The sequence below is a fragment of the Thalassospira sp. SM2505 genome, from assembly GCF_054901115.1.
In genome coordinates, this window is the sequence record NZ_CM142731.1 from 4,083,642 (window position 1) to 4,105,570 (window position 21,929).

Genomic DNA, 21,929 nt, shown 5'->3' on the forward strand with positions numbered 1-21,929 from the left:
ATTAGGCCGACAGACGCTTGCGGCCCTTGGCGCGGCGTGCGGTCAGCACACGGCGGCCACCGACGGTCGCGCTGCGGGAACGGAAGCCGTGGCGGCGTTTCCGTACGAGTTTGCTTGGCTGGTAGGTGCGCTTCACTGCACTTACTCCGTTCTAAATAAGGTAATCCGATAAAATTCGAGGTCCGCTGTATAGGGCTTCACACCATGGCTGTCAACTCGAGACAAGGTGTTCACCCCCAGAAAACCGGCAATGCCGCCGGGATTTCGTCCCGACGGCACCCGAAATGTGAATTCGTCACCACTCGATACGTTCGACATTGGAGAATGTCAACTCGGAACCATCCGAAAAGACGATCGTTCCAGACGAATCGGTGGAAAGTTCAAGCGAGTGTTTCTTCGAATCGGTGATGGTCCCCTCATCAAGGATCAGGGTCCAGTCACTCGAGTCGAGATTGCCGCCGCCAATACCGTGCAATTCGATGGTATCGGTCGTCCAGCCATTGGCACCACCATCTACATGGTCATTGCCCTCGCCCATATTAAAGATGAACAGATCCGATCCGCCATCGCCATACAGCGTGTCGTCCCCGATCCCGCCCATCAGCGTATCGTCGTCATCCCCACCCAGCAGAAGGTCATTACCATCTCCGCCACTGAGTGTGTCCTTGCCTGCACCGCCAGAAAGGGTGTCATCCCCGTCCTCTCCATACAGCCTGTCATCCCCGCCACCGCCATCAAGCGTGTCTTCGCCCGATCCGCCATAGAAGGTATCCTTGCCCCAACCACCGGTCAGGGTATCGTTGTCGGCACCGCCATCGAAATAGTTGTCGCCCCCATCCGCATTCAGGATGTCATTGCCAGCCCCGCCATAGAAAGTGTCGTTGCCCCAGGCTCCATGAATAGAATCGTTGCCATCGCCTCCCCAGACAGTGTTCTTGCCGCCGCTGACATCAATGTTGTCATCGCCAGCCCCCGACGAAACCGTATCGTTGTCGCTGCCCGACGTGATGGTGTCATCGCCGCTGCCGGTTTCGATATAGTTCCGCCCCTCGCCCGCATTGACGGTATTGTCACCGTCCCCGGCATAAATCCTGTCATCGCCAGAACCGACACTGATGCTGTCCGCACCCGAACCACCCCAGATGGTGTTTTTGCCCTCGCCAGCAGAAATCAGGTTGTCACCATCACCCGCATTGATTTTGTCATCATTGCTGCCTGACGTGATCGTGTCATTGCCCGACCCGGTCTCGACATAGTTTTTACCTTCACCGGCACTGACATAATTATTGCCATCTCCGCCAATGATGGTGTCGTCACCGCTTCCGGCATACAGGCTGTCATTTCCAGCACCGGTTTCGATGTGGTTATTGCCCTCATTGGCATAGATGATGTTGTCACCATCACTGGCGTAGATGCTGTCATTGCCACTGCCACCGGTAATGTAGTTGTTCCCGGCGCCGCCATAGATGGTGTTGGTTCCCTCGCCACCATGAATGGTGTCGTCACCGGCACCACCATCAATATAGTCATTGCCGCCATCACCGGTGATGCTGTCGTTACCATCCCCGGCATAGATCACATCATTACCGTTACCGCCCCAGATCGTATCGTCACCGGCATTGGTCGAGACCGTATCATTGCCACCACCAGCGCCGACAGTGTCGTTACCAGCCCCTGTCTCGAAGACTTCGCTCGCGTCAGTCCCCCAAAGGGTTTCGTCACCCGCTGCCATTTCCTCGATCGTTACTTCAAGGATTGCTGTGGTCGTGGCGGTATCCTCTCCATCCTGGGACTGCACAGAAACAGTCAGCTCGAATGTCCCGGAATAGTCACTTGCCGTCGTGATCGTAAGGCCTGCCAACTGGGCTGCACTTAACGTCCAGCTGCCATCACCGTTATTGGTACCGGCCGACAGGCTCGCCCCTGAGGGCACACCGCTAATGGTCACCGTCAGTGTTTCACTGCTGTCGGTTACAGCGGCATCAATATCAAGGGCAACACTACTACCCTCCTCACCGGTCGCGTCCGTTACTTCAAGCGTCGGAGTATCCGCAACACCGGCAACATCGACAGTAATGGCGTCAGTGACCGTTGCGGTATCATCACCATCGGTCGAAGTCACCGTCACACCCAGATCGAACGAACCGGAGTAATCATCGGCGGGCGTAATCGTCAAACCTTCAAGATCATCCGCCGTCAGCGTCCATGTGCCATCACCATTATCAGAACCAGCCGACAGCACGGCTCCATCGGGCACCCCAGAGATCGTGATCGACAGAACTTCCGATGCGTCGGTCAGGCCAGCGTCAATATCGAGCGCAATCGCGCCTTCTTCACTGCCGGAAGCATCCGACACTTCAAGGGTCGGGGCATCTGCGACACCGGCAACATCGACAGTAATGGTGTCAGTGACCGTTGCGGTGTCATCACCATCGGTCGAAGTCACCGTCACACCCAGATCGAACGATCCGGAATAATCATCGGCAGGCGTGATCGTCAGACCTTCAAGATCATCCGCTGTGAGCGTCCATGTGCCATCACCATTATCAGAACCAGCCGACAGCACGGCTCCATCGGGCACCCCAGAGATAGTGATCGACAGAACTTCCGAGGCGTCGGTCAGGCCTGCGTCAATATCGAGCGCAATTGCGCCTTCTTCGCTGCCGGAAGCATCCGACACTTCAAGGGTCGGCGCATCTGCGACACCGGCAACATCGACAGTAATGGCGTCAGTGACCGTTGCCGTGTCATCACCATCGGTCGAGGTGACGATGACGCCCAGATCAAAGGAACCGGAATAGTCATCGGCGGGCGTAATCGTCAAACCTTCGAGGTCTGAGGCCGAGAGCGTCCAGGTGCCGTCACCATTATCGGTCCCGGCTGACAACTCGGCACCATCGGGCACACCAGAAATTGTGACCGAAAGAACTTCCGAGGCATCGGCCAGTCCAGCATTGATATCGAGCGCAATCTCGCCTTCTTCACTGCCGGAAGCATCCGACACTTCAAGGGTCGGCGCATCTGCGACACCGGCAACATCGACAGTAATGGCGTCAGTGACCGTTGCGGTGTCATCACCGTCGGTCGAAGTCACCGTCACACCCAAATCAAACGATCCTGAATAATCATCGGCTGGCGTGATCGTCAAACCTTCGAGGTCTGAGGCTGAGAGTGTCCATGTGCCATCGCCATTGTCGGTGCCAGCAGAAAGCTCTGCGCCATCCGGAACACCGGAGATCGTGATCGAAAGAACTTCCGATGCATCACTCAGGCCCGCATCGATATCGAGCGCAATTGAACCTTCTTCGCTGCCAGAAGCATCTGACACTTCAAGGGTCGGGGCATCTGCGACACCGGCAACATCGACAGTAATGGCGTCAGTGACCGTTGCGGTGTCATCACCATCGGTCGAAGTCACCGTCACACCCAAATCAAACGATCCGGAATAATCATCGGCAGGCGTGATCGTCAGACCTTCGAGGTCTGAGGCCGAGAGCGTCCAGGTACCATCGCCATTATCGGTCCCGGCTGACAACACGGCTCCATCAGGAACACCAGAGATGGTTATAGAAACGACTTCGCTTACGTCAGTCAGGCCCGCATCGATATCGAGCGCAATCGCGCCCTCTTCGCTGCCAGAAGCATCTGACACTTCAAGGGTCGGGGCATCTGCGACACCGGCAACATCGACAGTAATGGCGTCAGTGACCGTTGCGGTGTCATCACCATCGGTCGAAGTCACCGTCACACCCAAATCAAACGATCCGGAATAATCATCGGCAGGCGTGATCGTCAGACCTTCGAGGTCTGAGGCCGAGAGCGTCCAGGTACCATCGCCATTATCGGTCCCGGCTGACAACTCGGCGCCATCCGGAACACCAGAAATCGTGATCGACAGAACTTCCGATGCATCCGTCAGGCCCGCATCAATATCGAGCGCTATCGCACCTTCTTCGTTACCCGAAGCATCAGACACTTCAAGGGTTGGCAAATCTGCATCGCCAATCACATTGACCATGACGGTATCCGTCACACTTGCGATATCTACGCCGTCCTGAGTACTCGCCGTAATTTCGAGATCAAAACTACCGCTATAATCATCGGGAGGCGTTATTGACAGCCCGTCAAGATCATCCGACGTCAGCGACCAGGTTCCGTCATCATTCAGAGTACCTGCCGACAAGGTCGCACCTTCCGGCACACCGGAAATCGTTATTGTCAGGGTTTCTGAACTATCCGCGAGCCCCGCGTCGATATTGAGAGTGATCGCACTGTCTTCGCTGCCCGACGCGTCGGCGACTTCAAGCGTCGGAGTGTCCGCGACACCTTCAACATCAACGGTGATGGAACCGGAAGTGGTTGCGGTATCGTCGCCATCAGTCGATGTGACAGTGACGCCCAGATCGAACGAACCAGAGTAATCATCGGCTGGCGTGATCGTCAAACCTTCGAGGTCTGAGGCCGACAGTGCCCAGGTGCCGTCACCATTATCGGTACCGGCAGAAAGCTCTGCGCCATCCGGAACACCAGAGATCGTGATCGACAGAACTTCCGATGCATCACTCAGGCCAGCGTCAATATCGAGCGCAATTGCACCTTCTTCACTGCCGGAAGCATCCGAGACTTCAAGGGTTGGTGCATCCGCAACACCGGTAACATCAACGGTGATGGAACCCGAAGTGGTTGCGGTATCGTCACCATCGGTCGAGGTGACGGTGACGCCCAGATCGAACGAACCGGAGTAATCATCGGCGGGCGTAATCGTCAGGCCTTCGAGGTCATCCGCCGTCAACGTCCAGGTGCCATCACCGTTGTCCGTACCAGCCGAAAGTTCTGCCCCATCCGGAACACCGGAAATGGTGATCGACAGAACTTCCGAGGCGTCGGTCAGGCTCGCATCGATATCAAGCGCAATCGCGCCCTCTTCGCTGCCAGACGCATCCGAGACTTCAAGCGTCGGGGTGTCGGCGACACCTTCAACATCTACGGTGATTGAGCCCGATGTAGTTGCGGTATCGTCGCCATCAGTCGAGGTGACGGTGACACCCAGATCGAACGACCCTGAATAGTCATCGGCAGGCGTGATCGTCAGGCCTTCGAGATTATCCGCTGTGAGCGTCCAGGTACCGTCACCATTATCAGAACCAGCCGACAGCACAGCACCCTCGGGCACGCCAGAGATCGTGATCAACAGAACTTCCGATGCGTCGGTCAGGCCAGCGTCAATATCGAGCGCAATCGCGCCTTCTTCACTGCCGGAAGCATCAGAGACTTCAAGGGTCGGGGTATCCGCAACGCCCGCGACATCAACGGTGATCGAGCCGGAAGTGGTTGCGGTGTCATCACCATCGGTCGAGGTGACGGTGACACCCAGATCGAACGAGCCGGAATAATCATCGGCTGGCGTGATCGTCAGACCTTCAAGATCGTCCGCTGTGAGCGTCCATGTGCCATCACCATTATCAGAGCCAGCCGACAGCACGGCACCCTCGGGCACGCCAGAGATCGTGATCGACAGAACTTCCGACGCGTCGGTCAGGCCTGCGTCTATATCGAGCGCAATCGCGCCCTCTTCACTGCCAGACGCATCAGACATTTCAAGGGTTGGCGCATCCGCAACACCGGCAACATCAACGGTGATTGAACCGGAAGTGGTTGCGGTATCGTCGCCATCAGTCGAGGTGACGGTGACGCCCAGATCGAACGAACCAGAGTAATCATCGGCGGGCGTAATCGTCAGACCTTCGAGATCATCCGCTGTGAGCGTCCATGTGCCATCGCCATTATCAGAACCAGCCGACAGCACGGCTCCATCGGGCACACCAGAAATCGTGATCGAAAGAACTTCGCTTGCGTCAGTCAGGCCAGCGTCAATATCAAGCGCAATCGCGCCCTCTTCACTGCCAGATGCATCAGACATTTCAAGGGTTGGGGTATCCGCAACGCCCGCGACATCAACGGTGATTGAGCCCGAGGTAGTCGCGGTATCCTCGCCATCGGTCGAGGTAACGGAGACGCCCAGATCAAACGACCCTGAATAATCATCGGCCGGGGTGATTGTCAGACCTTCGAGGTCTGAGGCTGAGAGTGTCCATGTGCCGTCACCATTATCAGTCCCGGCAGACAGCACGGCACCATCGGGCACACCAGAAATCGTGATCGACAGAACTTCCGATGCATCACTCAGTCCAGCATCGATATCAAGCGCAATCGCGCCTTCTTCACTGCCGGAAGCATCCGAGACTTCAAGGGTTGGTGCATCCGCAACACCGGTAACATCAACGGTGATGGAACCCGAAGTGGTTGCGGTATCCTCACCATCGGTCGAAGTCACCGTCACACCCAAATCAAACGATCCGGAATAATCATCGGCGGGCGTAATCGTCAGACCTTCGAGGTCGTCCGCAGAGAGCGTCCATGTGCCATCGCCATTGTCGGTGCCAGCAGAAAGCTCTGCGCCATCCGGAACACCGGAGATCGTGATCGACAGAACTTCCGAGGCATCACTCAGGCCAGCGTCAATATCAAGCGCTATCGCAGCCTCTTCACTGCCGGAAGCATCCGACATTTCAAGGGTTGGGGTATCCGCAACGCCCGCAACATCAACGGTGATTGAACCCGAAGTGGCTGCGGTATCACCGCCATCGGTCGAAGTGACCGTAACACCCAGATCGAACGAGCCGGAATAATCATCGGCAGGGGTGATCGTCAGGCCTTCAAGGTCATCCGCCGTCAACGTCCAGGTGCCATCACCGTTGTCCGTACCAGCCGAAAGTTCTGCCCCATCCGGAACACCGGAAATGGTGATCGACAGAACTTCCGACGCATCACTCAGGCCAGCGTCAATATCGAGCGCAATCGCGCCTTCTTCGCTGCCCAAAGCATCCGACACTTCAAGCGTCGGGGTGTCTGCAACACCGGCAACATCAACGGTGATCGAGCCGGAAGTGGTTACGGTATCGTCACCATCGGTCGAGGTGACGGTGACGCCCAGATCGAACGACCCTGAATAATCATCGGCAGGCGTGATCGTCAGCCCTTCAAGATCAGAGGCAGACAGCGTCCAGGTGCCGTCACCATTATCGGTCCCCGCAGACAGCACGGCTCCATCCGGAACACCGGAGATCGTGATCGAAAGAACTTCCGATGCATCGGTCAGGCCAGCGTCAACATCAAGCGCAATTGCACCTTCTTCGCTGCCCAAAGCATCCGACACTTCAAGCGTCGGGGTGTCGGCGACGCCTGCAACTTCAACCTTGATGTCTTCCATCACCACGGCTGTATCATCGCCATCCGTGGTGGAGACAAGTACAGACAGATCAATTTCACCGCTGAAGTCTTCAGGCGGGGTGATGGTCAGGCCTTCGAGTTCGGAAGGATCAAGGGTCCATGTGCCATCGCCATTATTGGTCCCCGCCGACAGTTCTGCACCATCGGGAACACCGGTGATGGTGACTGAGATGCTTTCGCTGCCATCAAGAAGTTCGGTGTCGATATCAAGGGCAATCGCGTTATCCTCGCGGCCCGATGCATCGGACACATCAAGTGTTGCACCATCGGCAACACCCCCGACCTCGACCGTAAAGCTTGATGAGGTTGTGCTTGTGCTGCCATTGGCCTCGCGACTGGTCGCGGTTACCGAAAGGGTGAAGCTGCCGCTATAGTCATCCGGGGGCGTCAGGGTCAGTCCCGATAGCTGCCCGGCAGATACGGTCCAGGTGCCGTCGCCATTATCGGTTCCGGCAGACAATACCGCACCATCGGGCACACCTGAGATCGTGATCGAGAGTGTTTCACTACCACCATCAAGATCATTGAGTGCGGCGGAAACATTAAGCGAAATCGCGCTGTCTTCCGATCCTGTTACATTACTGACCTTCAAATCAGGCGTATCGGCAACCTTGGGCGCCTCGACAGTTTCTTCAACCGTCTCGGTTTCTTCGATGCTTTCGTCTTCTTCGATCAGTTCCAGAATCTCGGTTTCGGCTTCTGGCGTCTGTTCTTCGGTCGGGATGAAGTCCGGGCCATGATCATCACGACCGTCCCCGCGGATATCTTCGCGATCACCACGCAAGGCATTGGTATCGTTCGTCGAAAGCGGAATTTCAGGCAATTCGATTGTGCTTGGATCGGACTGCAGCGAGATGTTATCGGCACCATCATTACCGATATTGGTGTCAATGGTGTCGGCACCGGTATCAAGATTGTTCTGAATCTCGGCCGCTTCATTCTGGGCGATGGTTTGCTTTTCGGTCGCCTCTTCGGCCTCGACACGTTCCTGACGCTGGGATGCGGCATTCTGGCGGCGGAAGGCCTGCTGCGCTTCGCCCTGCGGGTTGAAAGCCAGGTTTCCGTACTGGACCGAACCGATTTCCTGTTCGGGCGGTGTGCCAGATTCGTTCTGACCGCCCTGGGTTTCGACCAGTTCGTTCGTTTCGCTGTCCTGCTCGTCCGCGCGCATCAAATCGTCCGATGCAGCGCCCTGATTGAGGTCGCCGCCATCACCGTCACTGCGTGAATTTTCCGTATCGCGAGGATCGTCCGCCATCAAACCCATTCTCCGTAAAGTGCGAGAAGGGTTTCGCCCAACTCACACATCTATACATTAGTATAGAATCCCTAGTTTACACCAGAGAATTGTGCGGCCAGGCAGTAGAAATGACATGATCATTTCCAGCGGGACCAAAAATACGCTCATCGTTCCTTAAACGCTTGATCAAGCGAGACATATACCGGCTTCAGCAAATACTGAAGAAGGGTACGCTCCCCGGTCTGGATGTCAGCCTGGACAGTCATGCCGGGTATGATCTTCTGAGCAACTGCCCCTTCTCCAACCGTGTCAGAATCAAGGGCAACCTTGCCTTTATAATATGGACGTCCCTCTTCATCAACAAAAGTAGATGCAGAAATCGATACCAGTTCGCCGGAAATACCACCATATCGTATAAAGTCAAATGCGCTGACCTTGACCGTCACCGGCTGGCCAAGATGCACATGCCCGATATCCTCGGTCGATATCCGTGTTTCAGCAATCAGATCGTCATCTGCCGGCACCAGCTCCATGACGATCTGGGCCGGGGCTATCACCCCGCCAATTGTCGTGAATTGCAGTCCCTTGATATAACCGCGTGTCGGCGCAACAATTTCAAGACGTGCGACACGATCACGCAGTTTGCGAAGGGCCTCGCGGGTTTGGGCAATTTCACCTCCCAAACGGCCAAGCTCGGTGATGGCTTCTTCACGCTGGCTTTTTTCAAGCTCATTCAAACGCAAATTTGCCTCGGCGATGGTTTCGCGTGCGCGCGCCTGTTCGGCAACAACCCCTGAAAGATTACCCTGTGCCTCGTTCAGTTCGCGCTGGATGTTCAGGAACAGCACCTTGGAATTCAGCCCCTGTTCATAGAGCGAACGGCGCATGGTCACTTCCTGATTCAACAGATCAACCGACTTGCGCAAGGTGGCTTCCTGTTCGGCCAATTGTGCAAGTTCGGCGTTACGTTCCTTGATCTGGACCTGAAGGATTTCGGACTGGTTATTATCAAGCTCGGTCTGGATGTTGTAAATTTCCTGCTGGTTGCGCGCCAGTTCCGGATATTGCGCAAGCAGGGTTGCAAAATCCGGTTCGCGACCTTCGGCCAAGGCGCGATAGCGTTCGGATTCAAGCTGCAAATTTCCAAGTTTGGTTTCGGTTTGCGAAAGTTCGGCCTGTGCACCATCGGCCTTAAGGCGCATCAAAACCTGTCCCGGCTCAACAAGGTCACCGTCGCGCACCATGATCTGTTCGATGATGCCCCCTTCAAGATGCTGGATCTTGTTCACCGCACCGGTTGGCATCACCTGACCAAAGGTGATGGCGGTTTCCTTGATCTGGGTGGTGGCAGCCCAGGCCACAAGTGCCAGAAAACCAACCGATAGCAGCACCATCGCCGCCCGGACAAAGATCGAAATCCCGCCTTCTTCAAGCAACACCGCGTGCGAAAGATAACGTGCCATGCGCCGGGACCGGCGGAACCGTTCAATCGCAGTATTCTGTACAGCTGCATTGCTCATAGGTAGCCTCCGTCTATCACTTGTTGCTTGATCCGTGCGGGCGGCGCATCACCGCGCAACTGCCCTGCATCAAGAACAAGAATGCGGTCGGCCAGATCAAGGTGACTTGGCCGATGGGTAATCAGGAATATCGTCGAACCGCCGCGCAGGCGGTTGACGGTATGCTGGAAAGCGCGGTCTGCGCGCTGGTCCAGACCATTGGTCGGTTCATCAAACAGAATGATCGGTGCTTCGCGGACAAAGGCACGCGCCAGTGCAAGGCGTTGCAGGAAACTGGCCGAATAACGCGATGAATGCTGATCGCCAATTCGCGTATCGAACCCCTCAGGCAGCGATTCCACTTCCTGCAAGATACCTGCTGACATGCAGGCCATGCGAAGGTCATCCTGCGATGCCACGGGGTTTGCCAGACGCAAATTCTGTGCAATCGACCCACGGAAGAATTCAATATCCTGCGGCACATAGGAAATCGCCTGCCGCAAGGCTTGCGGGTCCATCTGACGAATATCCGCCCCGTCAATCAGAACGGCACCGGCTTGTGGCTGATACATCCCGGCTATCAGTTTGATCAGGGATGATTTCCCCGCCCCGTTCGCACCGACAACAGCAACAACCTGCCCGGGTTTTATATCGAAACTGACACCGACAAGAGCCGGATCAGAATCCGCCGTATAACGGAAGCTGACACGCGAGAACGTGATCGCACCATCAAAGCGGCGTTGCTCGACCGAGCGCGGCACAAGATCGCCTTCGGGCTGAAGGTTCATCAGACGATTGATTTGCCGGACACTGCCGCGCAGCTGCGCCAGACGCGGCAAGCCAAGAAACGCCTGATTGATCGGCCCCAAAACACGCCAGGCCAGCATCATGGATGCGACAAGCGCACCGACACTCATCTGCGCATTCATCACGCGATCTGCACCAAATGCCAGAACCAGCGCGCCGGACGTGATCATCAATATCTGTGCGGATGTATTGATCACGTTATTGACCATCGAAACCCGGAAACCGGCATATGCCGTATCAGCCGAAATATCACGGAACCGCGCCAGCCAGCGTTTTTCCGCTGCGGTGTATTTCAGAACCGACATCTTGCCGACAGTTTCCACAAGGAATTCCTGTCGGTTGGCACCATGGCGGCCAAGTTCCGCAACCCGCCGCGACACCACCGGAAAGGTCACAATCCCGATCAGCAAAAAGACCCCGATCAGAGCGATCGGTATGAGGGCCAGCCACCCGCCAAGATAAAACATGACAATCAGGAAGATCGGCACAAACGGCATTTCAAGCATCACCAGTGCCATCGGCCCGGTGAAGAATTCACGCACGCTTTCGAAATCGCGAATACGCGAAATCTGCACACCGACCGGGGCCCGTTCGGTAAAGGCAGGCGGAAGCGATAAAAGGCGTTCGAAAATTGCGCCACTGACAAGCGTATCAAGTCGCGCCCCAAAATGGCTGACGATCTGACTGCGCAATGCGCGTAATATCCAGCCGAGCAAAATGACGATGCCAATACCGATGGAAAACTGGATCAGCATTGGAATCGACCGCGTCCCGATCACCCGGTCATAAATGCCCATGACAAAGATCGGGGTCGCCAATGCCATGATGTTGAGCACCAGCGTCATCAACAATAACTGATAGCCAAGCGACGAAAATCTGTCAGCGATCCCGCCAAACCATCCGCGTTTGTCATCTTCGAAATAGCGCGCTCGACGATCAGCAGTTGTAAACTGGTAAACCTTCCCCGTCAGGGCCGATGAACGGATCACCATTTCACGGTCCGTCCCGCCATCAAAGACGCGAATGCCGTTATCTTCGGGGCGAATAACAACCAGTGCCGTGCCGTTATCCGGCACAAACAGGCAGGGCATCATGCGTTCGTCGATCTGATCAAGGGTCGCAATGATTTCACGCGACTGATAATTCAGATGCGCCAGAACGTTACGAAAGTCGGTCAGATCAAGCGCCTGATCCATATGCGGCAAGGCCTCGGCCACCTGACGGGGCAGGCCGCGCCATCCCAGCGCCTGCAGCAATGGCCACAAACATGCGTCAAAGTCCGACTGGGCATCCGTGCTGGCCAGCCCCATGCGGTAGCCCTGCGCATAGTTCATATTCTCAAGCTTTTTCATTCTGCCCCCGTCTCGACTGGTGCGCCGAACGCTGATTGCGCACGGGTGATCCGTGCGTTACTGCGTTTCAGAACAGGGACAAGATGATGATCAACAATCCGGTATTGTTTGTTCGCCAAGGCAATCAGGGAAGGGCGATGGGACACCATCACCAATGTGCAATGCTTTTTCAGTTCAAGCATCAGGCTGGCCATGATGTTGTCACCGGCCATATCGAGTGAACTGTTGGCTTCATCAAACAGGACAATCCGGGGATAGTCGATCAGTGCACGTGCAACGGCAATGCGTTGTTTGACACCACGCGGAAGCGTTTCGGATGCCTGTCCGCCAACTTCGGTGTCATAGCCCTCGGGCATGCGCATGACGATGTCATCAAGACCAAGACGCCGGGAGATTTCAATCACCCGTTCGACCCCGATCTCCTTGCGGAAACCGGTGATATTTTCAAGGATGGTTCCCTTGAACATCACACCATGCTGCGGCAGATAGGCGATCTGTCGACGGGTTGATTCGGCGCTGTAATCCTTGGGCCTTTTCCCATCAAGCAAGATGTCGCCCTCATCCGGGTGCAAAGCCCCCATCAAAAGCCACAGCAAGGTGGTCTTGCCGGTGCCGTTGTCACCGGTAATGGCAATCGAATCACCCGGTTCAATCACCAGATCAAGCCGGTCGAAGATCTTTTTGCCATCCGCATGGGCGAAACCAAGATTGCGCAACTCGATCTTGCCATTCAGCAATGGCATTTCAGGCGCACCGGGCTTGTCTTCGGGGTCAATTTCAAACAGTTCCCTGACGCGCTGGCGGGCAACACGGATGTTCTGGAACTGGGTCCACAGGCTCATGGCCCGTTGCAGCGGCTGAATGGATCGTCCCGACAACATCGTACAGGCCGCAAGGCCACCAACGGTAAGCTGACCTTCAATCACAAGCACACTGCCAATGGCCGCAACCAGCACCATGGTCAGCATCGAAAAGGTTGCACTGGCATTTACCGCGGCGTGCGCTGACCGAGCTGCAAGCTGGTCATCACCGGAACATTGTTCCTGAAGCTGTTCATGACGACGCACCATCAGGTTTTCCATCGCCATCGACTTGATGGTGTGAATACCCGTCAGCGTTTCGATAATGAAATTATAGCGCCGTTCGTCAGACTGGCTGCGCTTGTCGAGCGCATTGCGCAACTGCCGACCAAGAATTGATGCCGTGACAAAAAATGCAACAAGAATGCCCAGCGGCACCGCGACAAGAACACCGCCAATAATGGCAATCAGCGCAAGAAACAGGATGATGAAAGGTAAATCGACAATCGCGCCGATTGCCTGCCCGGCATAGAAATCACGCAACAGGTTCAAGCTGTTAAGCCGTTGCAGATGAAGACCCGGCGCGGTCTTGTCATAGTCGATCAAACTTGTTGAAAGCAGATGGCCAATCGCCCTTTGAGAACTTTCATGTTCGAACTTTGCCGCGGACAGGGAAGATATATAGGCGCGCCCAAGACGCAGCATTGCCTCAACCAGCAAGGCTCCAAGCACGCCAAGAATAAGAAGCGTCAAAGTCGGGATCGAATTGTGCGGCAACACACGATCATAGACCTGCAGCAGGGTGATGGGCAGGGCAAGCGACAGCAGGTTGATTACCAAAGCGGCAATCAAAAGCGAAAAACGGCCTGCGCGCAAATGCGACAAAGTCCCGATATTCAATCCCGGCCGGCGTGTCATAAAACGAGAATGCTCCAGCTCATACAGATCAACACCATCCAAAAGAGGGTGAATTATACCATTAGATAGGATGCATAACGGATCACTAAACCCGGCGCAAGAAATTCATGCACAATTTACAACCTGATGACTTTCAGATTCACGCCATCCTGGCTTTGAATCACATCGCTTCCGGTCACATCAGAATAACCTTGATAAAGGTCTATCCAACATCCCCGTCACCACGCAATCGGTCGAGCGCCCTGCGCTCGGCTTTGGTCGGCCGTCCGGCACCGGCTTCACGTTCGGCAACCGGTGCGGTTCGTATATCAGACGCCACTTCTTTTTTCGGCATTCTTGGCGGCGAGTGATCCACATAAAGTGCCTGTGCATCAGGGGCCGGGCCGCGGCGTTCGCCAAGTGCGACAACCTCGACCACTCGCAGATGCGGCCCCTGAAAGAACTGAAGCCTGTCGCCCGCAACGACTGAAACACTCGCCTTGGAAACCAACTGACCGTTCAGAACAATATGCCCTGACTGACAGGCCTTGCTGGCAAGCGATCTGGTTTTATAAAACCGCGCATGCCACAACCACTTATCAATCCTGAGCTTTTCAGTCTGTTCCTTCACAGCCATTCGCATCTCATAACTGTCTGATTAACTTACATTTGGAACGCAGAACGGCGACCCGCAAGGATCGCCGTTCAACAGATCAAATTTGCTGCAATCAGCCTTTGGCTGCCAGCATTTCCTTAAGCTTGGCAAAAGGCGAATCTTCGTTGATCTGGTTGTTCTTTTCAGGTGCCTGACCACGTCCACCCGGCTTGCCACCGCGGCCACCCTTGCCGCCCTGGTTCGGACGATTATTGCCGCCCTTGCCTTTGGGGCCGCCTTTGCCACGTGTTTCCTGACGCGGGCCGCGCTGACCGCGACCGGCACCACCACGTTTGCGACGATCAACACGGACGAAGAATTTGACTTCCACCAGTTCATCACCATCGGCGTCGGTTTCGACAGCGTCGGTCGCTTCAGTCGCGTCTTCGGCCTTGGCCGGTACTGCTTCTGATGCTTCTGCCTCTGTAGCCTCTGCTGGTGCAGCTTCACTGCTTTCAGCAGCTGGTGCGTCTTCGGCTTTGACTTCTGCTTCCACCTTGGCGGGTTCTTCGGCCTTTTTCTCGGCTTCCTTGGCAAGAAGTTCGGACTTCTTGACCTTGGTTACCTCGGCGCGCCAGCCAAGTGCGGTAAAGACGCCCTCGGCCTGTTCGACGGTGCAGCCCAGAAGCGACAGCAGATCAGGGTCCGGACGAACCTTGCCATCATTTTCACGTGCCTTCTGACGCAGAAGGGCCGCGAAACGTTCAAGCATGTCCACACGTGCGGCAAGCGGGCCGACCGGCATGTAACCGGCAGCAAGATAGAAGCCCTTGGAGTTTGCACGATCATTGGGAACCGAGGTCCGGCCCGCAGGCGGCAATTCCGGAAGCGCATCGAGTTCGCGGGCAACCGCCCACAAAATACCGCGCAGCTCAACCGGATCAGGTTTGAGCGCGTCAAGCACATGGACAGTTTCAACACCAAGACGCACGCCAAGTTTGGCAAGCGCCTTGCGGTCTTCGTCCGACAGATCCTTGACCAGACTTTCGAGTTCCGAGCGCGGAACGCAGCCCAGACCTTCGTTTAGCTGGAACAGAAGACCACGAATCGGCCCCGAAAGCTGACAATCCCGCAGACGGGTCAGCATTTTAAGGCGGGCTTCGATGTGGGCATTGACGAAATTCTGAAGACGGGTGCGAACCCGTTCGCGTGTAGGACCGTCAAAGAACTCGCTGTCGATCACCTGAACGTCGGGTGACAGAACAGTGTCACCTTTTTTCAGCACACCAACCTGCGCGCCGTTCCAGAGGACATCAAGCTGCCCATTCACCGCGAATTTATCGTCTTCGTCGGTTTCAAGTTGTTTGACGCGCTGGGCGATTTCGCCAGTCAACGCGCGGCGTGCGGCACTGGCAATAGCCTTGCCTTCGAAAGCAGCATCGGTTTCATCAGGGATGAAACGGAATCCATCAAGACGGCCGACAAATTCACCTTCGACCTGTACTTCACCATTCGCAGTGATGGTAGACATGAGTTCAGACTTGTCCTTGAGACTTTTCAATAAAACCGAGGTCCGTCTGTCAACGAACCTTTGGGTCAGGCGTTCATGTAGCACATCTGAGAGCTTATCCTCAATGGCCCGCGTGCGTTCCTGCCAATGATTGGCATCTTCGAGCCAGTGATGTTTGTGCGATACATATGTCCAGACGCGAATACCTGCCAAACGTGATGACAACTGATCGATATCACCATCATAACGATCCAGACGCAAGACTTGTTCACCCAACCAGTCGATGGGCAGCTTGCTTCCGGGTTTCGCGAGATAGCGATAGATAGATGTTAGCAGTCTTGGATGGGCATCGGTATGGATATTTCTGAAATCGGGAATCTGGCAGACTTCCCACAATAACTGGACCCGATCGGGCGCCGTTGCGATCCGTGCGACATCTTCGTTATGCGAAAGATGATCAAGCATGATTTCATCAACCGGCTCACGTGCCAGAATAAGGGTCGGATCATCGGACCGGCGACGCAGAGACTTCTGCAACGCATCGACTGACCGGAAATCAAGTCGGGCATTGCGCCAGAAAACTTTGGCAAGCGGTTCGAACTCATGTGCTTCGATCTGTTCGATAATATCGGGATCAACCCCCGACAGGTTTCCGGTAACACCAAACGTGCCGTCATTCATGTGACGGCCAGCACGACCGGCAATCTGCGCGGTTTCCGCCGCTGTCAGACCACGATTGAACTTGCCGTCGAACTTGGTCAGCGCCGCAAAGGCCACATGGTTCAGATCAAGGTTAAGCCCCATGCCGATGGCATCGGTCGCAATCAGATGTTCAACTTCGCCATTCTGGAACATCTCGACCTGGGCATTGCGGGTGCGCGGGCTGAGCGCGCCAAGAACCACGGCTGCCCCGCCCTTCTGGCGACGCACCAGTTCGGCCACGGCATAGACTTCCTGTGCAGAAAAAGTCACCACCGCCGACTGGGACGGAAGACGCTGAATTTTCTTGGACCCGTTATAGGTCAGTGTCGAAAAGCGTTCGCGTCGATCAAATTCGACATTCTCAACCAGCTTCCGGATAACCGGCCGAATGGTTTCGGCCCCCATGAACATGGTTTCGGAACGTCCGCGTGCATGCAACAAACGGTCGGTAAAGACATGCCCGCGTTCCGGATCAGCACACATCTGGATTTCGTCAATCGCCAGAAAGTCGACCTGCTTGGCAACTGGCATGGCTTCGACGGTACACAGGAAGTAGCGTGCCGTTTTCGGAAGGATGCGTTCTTCGCCGGTAATCAGGGCCACAGCCCCCTTGCCGACCTTTTCCACTGCACGGTCATAGTTTTCACGTGCCAGCAATCGCAACGGGAACCCGATCATCCCGGTCGTGTGCGCCAACATCCGTTCCATGGCCAAATGGGTCTTGCCGGTGTTGGTCGGCCCCAATATGGCAAGGATACGGGGACCGGTTCGGGTTGAAATCTGCATCAAACTTTTCCAATCGACAGCCCAATGATCCGGACTGTCGCAATCTTTGGGCCTTTCAACACGCGAACCGGCGGGATGTCAAGCATTCTGCCTGTGCCCGGCCATGCGCAAACTGCAGAACTGTGCAAGATTTCACAGGTTCGGCAGTTCAGTTCACGGGGCGATCAACGCGATAACCGGGGTCTTAATGTTCTTCAAGTTCAAGCAACCGCGCACCGGGCCCATCGACGGCAAGCTCGTCGGCCGGATTGCGCAACGGACAATCGGAGATCGACAGACACCCGCAACCGATACATTGCCCAAGCTGATCACGCAGCCGGGTAAGCTGTTCGATCCGCTCGTTGAGGTCATCGCGCCACTGCGATGACAGCTTTGCCCAGTCCTTGGCCGTTGGCACGGTATTGGGTGGCAGTTTGTCAAATGCATCACCAATTTCCGAAAGCGGAATCCCGGTTTTCTGCGCGACCTTGATGATGGCAAGTTTACGCAGCACACCACGGTGAAACCGGCGCTGGTTCCCGTCCGTACGGATCGAACTGATCAGTCCCTTGCGCTCGTAAAAATGCACAGCCGATACAGCAATTCCGCTGCGACTGGCGACTTCCCCGACACTCAGATAACGCTGTAAAACGCCGCAACCCGTCACTTTCCCCCTCCTGCATTGTGCCTTGTCACCGACATGAAAATTCACCCTTGACCTTAATATTGGTTGAGGTTTTACAACCTTACGCATTGAAGAGAAATTATCAAGGAGTCAAATCCATGAAAGAGACATTCAATGTCGCCATCATCTATGGCAGCGCACGTGAAGGCCGGTTTTGTGACGTTGTTGCCCGGTGGGCGATCGAGACACTCAAAACCGATCATGACATTTCAATTGATACGATTGATCCGGCCACCCTTAACTTGCCAGCTTTCCATGTCGGGGCACAGCATCCCGCTGTTCAGCATCTTCATGTAACACTGGCAGAGGCCGATGCTTTTATCGTCGTCACACCGGAATACAATCACAGCTTCACGGGCGAGTTGAAGCTTCTGATTGATGCCGCCAAACAGGAATGGAGACGCAAACCGGTAGCCTTTGTTTCCTATGGTGGAATGTCTGGCGGACTGCGTGCTGTTGAACAGCTGCGACTGGTCTTTGCCGAATTGCAGGCCGTCACAATGCGCGACGTCGTGAGTTTCGCCAATGCATGGGACCGCTTTGACGAAGACGGACAGCCCCTGGAACCGGTTGGTGCCAAGGCAGCACTCCATAACATGACAACTGACTTGAAATGGTGGGCAGGCGCATTGCGCGAAGCCCGCTATCCGCAAAGCAAACATCAACTTACGGAGGCCGTGGCATCATGACACCAACCAACCCGCCAAGTGACGAAGTCATCACACTTAGCAAGGTGACGCCAAAGGCCGGGCAGAAAGACAGCTTTGTTGAAATTCAGACACAATTCCAGCGAAGCGTCGCCCCGGAAATCGAAGGTCTTATTGGCGGACGGTTTTATGCCGCCGAAGACGGAGAATCCTTTGTCATTATGTCGCGATTTCGATCCCGCGACGATCTGGACAACTGGACCAGTTCCCCGCGCTTTGCCGAACATATGAACCGCGTGCGCCCCCTTCTTGAAGCAGCAAAACCCGGCCGCTTCACCGTGCTGTATCAGTCCGGAACTGTTTGAGCTCCCCCGCCTCCCCCGCAGCAGTTTCGGGCTGATACATTCCCTGCACCTCCCTTTGCGCCACCCTTTGCGCCACCCGTGCAAAAGTGATTTCCAAACGCAAAACGGGGCGACCATCCGGTCGCCCCGCCTGCCTTTCCATATCGAACAGGAACCTTAGTGATTACGCATCTTGTCGGCATATTCCTTGAGCTGCCGACGCGCCGCCTGAAAACTGTTTTTCAGCGCAATATAGACATCCTCATGCGCATGATCGGCGCTATCACGCTTCACCATGATTTCCTTGCCAGGCACATTAATGCCGAAATGCACGGCAAAGCGGTTTCCATGGTTATGGGAAGCATGGGGTCGTTCCACCACGACATGACAACTTGTCATGCGATCGAAGGTTTCTTCCAGTTTTTGCACCTTGAAACGGATACGCTCGTCAAGCGCATCAGACTGATCAACATCACGGTAGGTGATTTGAACGGGAACCTTCATGATACGGCCTCCTGTTTAAAGCCTTGGACGCAAAGCAGGGCGTTGCACCCTGCCGTTCACCCCCGAAACTTTTACCGTTCCGGGATTTTTAGGGGCGTTATTGTCTGGTTTGTACGCCCCTGATAAAAACCGTCTATATTTATACTTAGGATACAGGACTTGCGCTGCAAGGTGCGTTGACGCATATCAAGCTCGGTCGAAACCAGACCATTGCGTTGGTTGGCCTTCTGCCTCATCAGGGGAAGGTCCTCAGATCATTGAATTACAGGAGAAAAAAGAGGTCATGACGGAAGAAAAAATGCGGTTCGAGGCCGAGGTCAGTCGACTGCTCGATATCGTTGTCCATTCCCTTTATTCGAACAAGGACATCTTCCTGCGCGAGCTGATCTCCAATGCTTCTGATGCGTGCGACAAGCTGCGTTACGAAGCAATTGCCAAACCGGAACTGCTCGCTGGCGACGCTGAATTCAAGGTCCGCCTGCTTACGGATAATGTTCGCAATGTTCTGACGATTGCCGATAACGGGATCGGGATGAACAAGGAAGACCTGATTGACAATCTTGGCACCATTGCCAATTCGGGAACCGCGAAGTTCCTTGATGCCGTATCAAAGTCAGACAATCCCAAGGATGTTGACCTGATTGGCCAGTTTGGTGTCGGTTTCTATTCCGCCTTCATGGTGGCAAGTCAGGTCGATGTCGTAAGTCGAAAGGCTGGCGAGGATCAGGCATGGAAATGGTCATCGGACGGCAAGGGCGAATACACCATCGCCGAAACCGAGATGGAAGGCCGCGGCACACAGATCACCCTGCATCTGACTGACGAATTCAAGGAATTTACCGAAGAATATCGCCTGCGCCACATCGTCAAAACCTATTCCGATCATATCGGCATCCCGGTTGTCCTGATGAAAGCCGACGGGGACGAAACGCTGAACGAGGCATCCGCCCTTTGGACGCGCCCGAAATCAGATGTCACCGACGAGCAATACAAGGAATTCTATAAACACAATTCCCATGCCTTCGACGATCCCTGGAAAACCATCCACTATCAGGCCGAAGGCGCGATTGAATATACCGGTCTTCTGTATCTGCCGACCATGCGACCGTTTGATCTTTATGATCCGCAGCGCAAAGGCCATCTGAAACTGTATGTTCGCAAGGTCTTTATTACCGAGGGCGCAGACGAACTTCTTCCGCCGTGGCTGCGCTTTGTATCGGGTGTGGTCGACAGTCAGGACCTGCCGCTTAACGTCTCGCGCGAGATGCTTCAGCACAATCCCGTCCTGACCAAGATCAAAAACGGCCTGACCAAGAAAGTCCTGTCCGAACTTGAAACCGCTGCCAAGAAAGACAGTGAAGGGTTCGAAAAGTTCTGGGAAAACTTTGGTGCCGTCGTCAAGGAAGGCCTCTACGAAGATCAGTCGAACCGTGACCGCATCCTCAAGATCGCCAAATTCCGCTCGACCAAGGGTGATGGCTGGACCACGTTGGCCGAATATGTCGAACGCATGAAAGAAGGCCAGAAGGCCATCTATTATATCAGTGGCGAAGACATTGATGCGCTTAAACGCAGCCCGCAGCTTGAAGGCTTTGCAGCCAAAGGCATTGAAGTTCTGCTTCTGACTGATCCGGTTGATGAATTCTGGATGCCATCGGTTGGCCAGTTTGAAGAAAAGGACTTCAAATCGGTAACCCGTGGTGGTGCAGACCTTAATGACGTCAAATCAGACGACAAGGATGACAGCAAGGATGCGAAAAAGGACGAGGCGGCAAGTGATGCATCACTTGATGCCCTGATTGCATCAATCAAGATCGCCCTTGGCACCGGTGTTAAGGATGTTCGCGAATCTGATCGTCTGACCAGTTCGGCCTGCTGCCTGATCGCCGATGAAACCGGTATGGATTTGCGCATGGAACGCCTGATGAAACAACACAACCGTGTTGATGAAATCAGCCCGCGCATTCTTGAAATCAATCCGAAACACAGCCTGATCAAAAAGCTGTCTGACGTTGCGATCAAGGATGCCAAGGCACCGATCCTCAATGACGCCGCTTTGCTTCTGCTGGATCAGGCCCGCATTCTTGAAGGCGAAGCCCTGCCCGACCCGGTCAGCTTTGCCCGTCGCCTTGATCTGATCATGGAAAAAGGTCTGGGTGCCTGACACCTGATAGACGACCCGACATTATCAACGGCGCATCAAAAGATGCGCCGTTTTCTTTTGGGAAATCGCAAAATTTAAAATGCTTATTTACCAACAACGGGCATAAAGGCCCCACATGTGAAAGAACC

12 protein-coding genes are annotated in these 21,929 nt (G+C 55.0%); 3 read left to right on the top strand and 9 right to left on the bottom strand.

What is annotated here, in order from left to right; genetic code table 11:
- Position 1 precedes the first annotated feature (1 nt).
- The 8 genes from rpmH to soxR form a co-directional block, all read right to left on the bottom strand.
- Entirely contained in the window at positions 2 to 136 is a 135-nt protein-coding gene (gene rpmH / locus ACTU44_RS19185) for a 50S ribosomal protein L34 (RefSeq protein ID WP_007091264.1), read from the bottom strand.
- A 159-nt stretch (positions 137 to 295) separates the two neighbouring features.
- Entirely contained in the window at positions 296 to 8,548 is an 8,253-nt protein-coding gene (locus tag ACTU44_RS19190; protein ID WP_462096127.1) for a hypothetical protein, read from the bottom strand.
- Positions 8,549 to 8,694: 146 nt separating this feature from the next.
- Entirely contained in the window at positions 8,695 to 10,050 is a 1,356-nt protein-coding gene (locus ACTU44_RS19195) for an HlyD family type I secretion periplasmic adaptor subunit (RefSeq protein ID WP_336083745.1), read from the bottom strand.
- Entirely contained in the window at positions 10,047 to 12,188 is a 2,142-nt protein-coding gene (locus ACTU44_RS19200) for a peptidase domain-containing ABC transporter (RefSeq protein WP_462096128.1), read from the bottom strand. The genes ACTU44_RS19195 and ACTU44_RS19200 overlap by 4 nt, the downstream gene beginning before the upstream one ends.
- Positions 12,185 to 13,906, bottom strand: a complete 1,722-nt coding sequence (locus ACTU44_RS19205) for a peptidase domain-containing ABC transporter (protein ID WP_462096129.1) — start codon at positions 13,904 to 13,906, stop codon at positions 12,185 to 12,187. The genes ACTU44_RS19200 and ACTU44_RS19205 overlap by 4 nt, the downstream gene beginning before the upstream one ends.
- A gap of 202 nt (positions 13,907 to 14,108) precedes the next feature.
- Positions 14,109 to 14,522: an RNA-binding S4 domain-containing protein gene (locus ACTU44_RS19210; protein ID WP_462096130.1), complete on the bottom strand. Its 414-nt coding sequence runs from the start codon at positions 14,520 to 14,522 to the stop codon at positions 14,109 to 14,111.
- A 91-nt stretch (positions 14,523 to 14,613) separates the two neighbouring features.
- Entirely contained in the window at positions 14,614 to 17,478 is a 2,865-nt protein-coding gene (locus ACTU44_RS19215; RefSeq protein ID WP_462096131.1) for a helicase-related protein, read from the bottom strand.
- A 184-nt stretch (positions 17,479 to 17,662) separates the two neighbouring features.
- Positions 17,663 to 18,124: a redox-sensitive transcriptional activator SoxR gene (gene soxR / locus ACTU44_RS19220; RefSeq protein ID WP_114098250.1), complete on the bottom strand. Its 462-nt coding sequence runs from the start codon at positions 18,122 to 18,124 to the stop codon at positions 17,663 to 17,665.
- Positions 18,125 to 18,240: 116 nt separating this feature from the next.
- On the opposite strand from soxR, the gene ACTU44_RS19225 reads away from it, so the two are divergent.
- Positions 18,241 to 18,831 carry an NADPH-dependent FMN reductase gene (locus ACTU44_RS19225; protein WP_336083755.1) on the top strand — a complete coding sequence of 197 codons (591 nt, stop codon included), beginning with the start codon at positions 18,241 to 18,243 and terminating at the stop codon, positions 18,829 to 18,831.
- Complete coding sequence (locus ACTU44_RS19230) at positions 18,828 to 19,154, top strand: putative quinol monooxygenase (protein ID WP_462096132.1); 327 nt, start codon at positions 18,828 to 18,830, stop codon at positions 19,152 to 19,154. The genes ACTU44_RS19225 and ACTU44_RS19230 overlap by 4 nt, the downstream gene beginning before the upstream one ends.
- A gap of 156 nt (positions 19,155 to 19,310) precedes the next feature.
- Here the strand turns inward: ACTU44_RS19230 and ACTU44_RS19235 are convergent, their stop codons facing one another.
- Positions 19,311 to 19,637, bottom strand: a complete 327-nt coding sequence (locus ACTU44_RS19235; protein ID WP_033067024.1) for an HPF/RaiA family ribosome-associated protein — start codon at positions 19,635 to 19,637, stop codon at positions 19,311 to 19,313.
- 283 nt (positions 19,638 to 19,920) lie between these two features.
- Here ACTU44_RS19235 and htpG point away from each other — a divergent pair, with 283 nt between their 5' ends.
- On the top strand, positions 19,921 to 21,801 hold the full coding sequence (gene htpG, locus ACTU44_RS19240; protein WP_462096133.1) for a molecular chaperone HtpG: 1,881 nt from the start codon (positions 19,921 to 19,923) through the stop codon (positions 21,799 to 21,801).
- The last annotated feature ends 128 nt before the right edge of the window (positions 21,802 to 21,929 follow it).

Excerpts from the sequence above, each read along its gene's own strand:
- ACTU44_RS19225 (WP_336083755.1), top strand. The coding sequence starts at position 18,241 with ATGAAAGAGACATTCAATGTCGCCATCATCTATGGCAGCGCACGTGAA.
- htpG (WP_462096133.1), top strand. The coding sequence starts at position 19,921 with ATGACGGAAGAAAAAATGCGGTTCGAGGCCGAGGTCAGTCGACTGCTC.
- ACTU44_RS19215 (WP_462096131.1), bottom strand. The coding sequence starts at position 17,478 with ATGCAGATTTCAACCCGAACCGGTCCCCGTATCCTTGCCATATTGGGG.
- ACTU44_RS19190 (WP_462096127.1), bottom strand. The coding sequence starts at position 8,548 with ATGGCGGACGATCCTCGCGATACGGAAAATTCACGCAGTGACGGTGAT.
- ACTU44_RS19230 (WP_462096132.1), top strand. The coding sequence starts at position 18,828 with ATGACACCAACCAACCCGCCAAGTGACGAAGTCATCACACTTAGCAAG.
- ACTU44_RS19200 (WP_462096128.1), bottom strand. The coding sequence starts at position 12,188 with ATGAAAAAGCTTGAGAATATGAACTATGCGCAGGGCTACCGCATGGGG.
- ACTU44_RS19195 (WP_336083745.1), bottom strand. The coding sequence starts at position 10,050 with ATGAGCAATGCAGCTGTACAGAATACTGCGATTGAACGGTTCCGCCGG.
- ACTU44_RS19235 (WP_033067024.1), bottom strand. The coding sequence starts at position 19,637 with ATGAAGGTTCCCGTTCAAATCACCTACCGTGATGTTGATCAGTCTGAT.
- ACTU44_RS19210 (WP_462096130.1), bottom strand. The coding sequence starts at position 14,522 with ATGGCTGTGAAGGAACAGACTGAAAAGCTCAGGATTGATAAGTGGTTG.
- ACTU44_RS19205 (WP_462096129.1), bottom strand. The coding sequence starts at position 13,906 with ATGACACGCCGGCCGGGATTGAATATCGGGACTTTGTCGCATTTGCGC.